The organism is Dietzia sp. B44 (assembly GCF_014145245.1).
In the GTDB taxonomy this organism is placed as follows: Bacteria; Actinomycetota; Actinomycetes; order Mycobacteriales; family Mycobacteriaceae; genus Dietzia; species Dietzia natronolimnaea.
In genome coordinates this window covers 6,566-10,268 of sequence record NZ_JAALEF010000347.1, presented here as the reverse complement: position 1 = coordinate 10,268, position 3,703 = coordinate 6,566, and the positions used below count along the sequence as shown (strand labels likewise).

The following is a 3,703-nucleotide window of genomic DNA, read 5'->3' as shown; positions in this document are numbered from 1 at the left end:
CCTCCCGGGCGGCGACGATCTGGTCGAGCCGGTCCCGCCGGTGTCGGGCGAGCACCTGGGCCGCGCGCGCGGTGTTCTCCACGTCCGGCCCGTGCCCGGGGACACCCACGACGCCGTCGGCGCGGGCGGCCAGCAGGTCGAGGCTCTCCAGGTAGTCGCCCAGATCGCCGTCGGTCGAGTCCAGGACCGTCGAATCGCGGCCCAGGATCGTGTCGCCGAGTACCACGCAGTCCGCCGGCGCGGTGAACCCCGCACCCGCGGGACGCACCTCGAGGCTGATCGAGTCCGCGGTGTGCCCCGGAGTGGCCAGCACGATGATGTCCAGCCCGGCGGCGTGGATCTCCTCGCCGTCGACCAGTGGCCCGGCGTCGCGGCAGTACCGCTCCCCGACCGCTCGGACCGGCGCGCCGGTCAGCGCGCGGAGGTGGTCGATCCCGTCGGTGTGGTCCCCGTGGCGATGGGTGACGACGACGAGCTCGATCTCCCCCACGATGGCGGCGATCCGCTCGGCGTGCGCGCGATCGTCCGGCCCGGGATCCACCACCACGGCGGTGGGCGATCCCGGGGCCCGCAGCACGACCGTGTTGGTCCCCTCGAAGGTCATCTCCGAGGGGTTGTCGCAGAGGATCACCCCGGCCAGGTCGGTGACGGGGCGCAGCGTCTCGTACGCGGGGAACGTGATCGGGGCCAGACCGCCGGACGTCGCCATGGTCCGTCCCTAACCCTCGACCTCGACCTCGACGATGAGCTCGACCTCGACGGGGGCGTCGAGCGGCAGCTCCGACACCCCGACGGCGGAGCGTGCGTGGACGCCGGCGTCGCCGAAGACCTCACCCAGCAGGTCCGAGGCGCCGTTGATCACCGCGGGCTGGGCGTTGAAGCCCGGCGCCGAGGCGACGAACCCGACGACCTTGACGATCCGCACGACGGAGTCGATGCCCACCAGGCCGTCGACCGCGGCGAGCGCGTTGAGGGCGCAGGTCCGGGCGAGACCGGCGGCGACCTCCGGACTGACCGCGGCTCCGACCTTGCCCGTCGCGGCGAGGGCGCCGTCGACCATCGGCAGCTGACCGGAGGTGTAGACGTACGCCCCCGTCCGCACGGCGGGGACGTAGTTGGCCAGCGGGGGGACCACGGTCGGCAGCTCGATCCCCAGCTGCTCCAGCTTTCGGGTCCAGTAGCCGCCGCCCTCGCCCTCCGACATCAGAGCCGGCGCTTGAGGTAGGCGACGTGCTGCTCGCCGGTGGGCCCGGGCAGCACGGACACGAGCTCCCAACCGTCACTGCCCCACTGGTCGAGGATCTGCTTGGTGGCGTGGGTGAGCAGCGGGACGGTCGCGTACTCGAACCGGGCTGCGGAGGTGGATTCGCTCATGCCCCCACTCTAGGGAAGTCGAGAGCAGCCCGCGCGCTCTGGTGGAACCGCTTAGTGTGGAACGCATGCCGTCCACCGACAATCCAGGAACGCAGGCGACTCGAACTCAGGGGACACAGTCGACGAGGGCGACCATCGCCGACCAGCTGTCCACCGGCTGGTCCGACTCCTCCGCCCGCGCAGACCTCCACTACGTCTCCGGGAAGGGGGGAACGGGCAAGACCACGGTCGCCACCTCGCTCGCGCTGGCACTGGCCTCCACCGGCAAGCGTGTGTTGCTGGTCGAGGTGGAGGAGCGCCAGGGAATCTCCCGGATCTTCGACCGCGCCCCGCTGCCGTACCGCGAGGAGCTCGTGGCCCGGGTGGACGGTGGCGGCAAGGTGTTCGCGCTGGCCATCGACATCGAGGCCGCGATGCTCGACTACCTCGACACCTTCTACCACCTCGGGGTGGTGGGCAAGGTGATGAAGTCGGTGGGCGCGATCGAGTTCGCGACCACCATCGCCCCCGGCCTCAAGGACGTGCTCCTGACCGGAAAGATCTACGAGGTCGTCACGCGCCAGCACGCCAAGAAGGAGGTCGTGTACGACGCCGTGGTGGTGGACGCCCCGCCCACGGGCCGAATCGGCAAGTTCCTCGACGTGACCACCGCGATGGCCGACCTGGCCGCCGGTGGCCCCATCCGCCGGCAGGCCGATGCCGTCTCCGAGCTGGTCCACTCCCCGCAGACGGTCGTCCACCTGGTCACCCTGCTCGAGTCGCTGCCGGTCCAGGAGACCATCGAGGCGATCGAGGAGCTGCGTTCGCACGACCTGCGGGTCGGCCAGGTGATCATCAACCGGGCCGAGACCAGGCACCTCGACGACGCCGCGCTCCAGCGGATCGCCGAGGAGGACATCGATGCGGAGGCGGTGCTGGCCGGGCTCGAGGAGACCGGTGTGGAGCTCGACGACGAGGGCCTGCAGGGGCTCCTGGTGGAGGCCATCGAACACGCCCGCGTCGCCCGCGGCCAGCTCGCGGCCGGCGAGACCCTGACCTCGTCCGGCTGCCCGACCCTCGTGCTGCCGGCCCTGCCCAACGGCGTCGAGGTCGCCGACCTGTACGACCTCGCCTCCGCCCTCGCCGATCAGGGAGTGCACTGACATGACTCGTCGTCTCGACATCACCGGAATGCTCACCGACCCCGCGACCCGTGTCGTGGTCTGCACCGGCGCCGGCGGCGTGGGCAAGACCACCACCGCCGCCGCGGTGGCCCTGCGCGCGGCCGAGCTCGGCCGCGACACCGTGGTGCTCACCATCGACCCGGCCCGGCGCCTCGCGCAGGCGCTGGGCATCGACAGCCTCTCCAACGAGCCGTCCCGGGTGGACCTGGGACCCGAGCACGCGGATTCGGACGGGTCGCTGCACGCGATGATGCTCGACATGCGTCGCACGTTCGACGAGCTGGTCACCGCCAACACCACGCCCGAGAAGGCGCAGTCCATCCTGGACAACCACTTCTACAAGACCATGGTCACCTCCTTCGCCGGCACGCAGGAGTACATGGCCATGGAGAAGCTGGGCCAGTTGCTCGACGACTCGACGTGGGACCTCGTCGTCGTCGACACCCCTCCCTCCCGCAACGCCCTCGACTTCCTCGACGCCCCGCGCCGACTGGGCGCGTTCATGGACAGCCGTCTCATGCGGGTGTTCGCGGCGCCCGGTCGCGGGGTCGGCCGGTTGATGACCGGCGCCATGAGCACGGCGATGCGGGGGGTCTCGGCCGTCGTCGGCTCGTCCATGCTCAAGGACGCCTCCGAGATGGTCGTGGCGCTGGACTCCACGTTCGGTGGATTCGCCACCCGGGCCTCGCGCACCCAGGCGATCCTGCGCCGCAAGGGCACCGAGTTCCTGGTGGTCTCGTCCGCGGAACGTCCCGCCCTGCGCGAGGCCGCGTTCTTCGCCGAGCGGCTCTCGGAGGAGGAGATGCCGCTCGCGGGGGTCGTGATCAACCGCACCCACCCTCGGCTGACCGACCTCACGGCCGAGCAGGCGTGTGCTGCGGCCGACCGGTTGGCGGGGAACCCGGAGGCCGAGGCGGTGCTGCGGATCCATGCCGACCGGGCCGGCACGGCCAAGCAGGAGGTCCGCCTGCTGGAGTCGTTCACCGACACCCATCCGGACGTGCGGATCGTGGGCGTGCCGTCGTTGCCGTTCGAGATCTCCAACCTGGAGGCCCTGCGCTCGGTCGGCGACCAGCTCTGTGGGTGACCCGCTGTCCCGGCGACCAGCTCTGCGGGTGACCAGAGCGGCCGGACGGTCATCCGGGTGACCGGACCCGGTGATACGA

General features: G+C 71.2%; 5 protein-coding genes. 2 read left to right on the top strand and 3 right to left on the bottom strand.

The features are described from left to right. The 3 genes from G6017_RS11645 to G6017_RS11635 form a co-directional block, all read right to left on the bottom strand. The coding region (locus G6017_RS11645) for an MBL fold metallo-hydrolase (protein ID WP_182617474.1) at positions 1 to 709 on the bottom strand (709 nt) is incomplete at its 3' end. Between the two features lie 9 nt (positions 710 to 718). Further along, a complete protein-coding gene (locus G6017_RS11640; protein WP_182610978.1) occupies positions 719 to 1,204 on the bottom strand; it encodes a RidA family protein in 486 nt (161 codons plus the stop codon). Beyond that, positions 1,204 to 1,374, bottom strand: a complete 171-nt coding sequence (locus G6017_RS11635; protein ID WP_179524409.1) for a DUF4177 domain-containing protein — start codon at positions 1,372 to 1,374, stop codon at positions 1,204 to 1,206. The genes G6017_RS11640 and G6017_RS11635 overlap by 1 nt, the downstream gene beginning before the upstream one ends. 65 nt (positions 1,375 to 1,439) lie before the next feature. Here G6017_RS11635 and bagA point away from each other — a divergent pair, with 65 nt between their 5' ends. Then, positions 1,440 to 2,516: an ATPase BagA gene (gene bagA / locus G6017_RS11630; RefSeq protein WP_241730491.1), complete on the top strand. Its 1,077-nt coding sequence runs from the start codon at positions 1,440 to 1,442 to the stop codon at positions 2,514 to 2,516. Position 2,517: 1 nt separating this feature from the next. After that, a complete protein-coding gene (bagB, locus tag G6017_RS11625) occupies positions 2,518 to 3,624 on the top strand; it encodes an ArsA family ATPase (protein WP_179524408.1) in 1,107 nt (368 codons plus the stop codon). Positions 3,625 to 3,703: the final 79 nt, after the last annotated feature.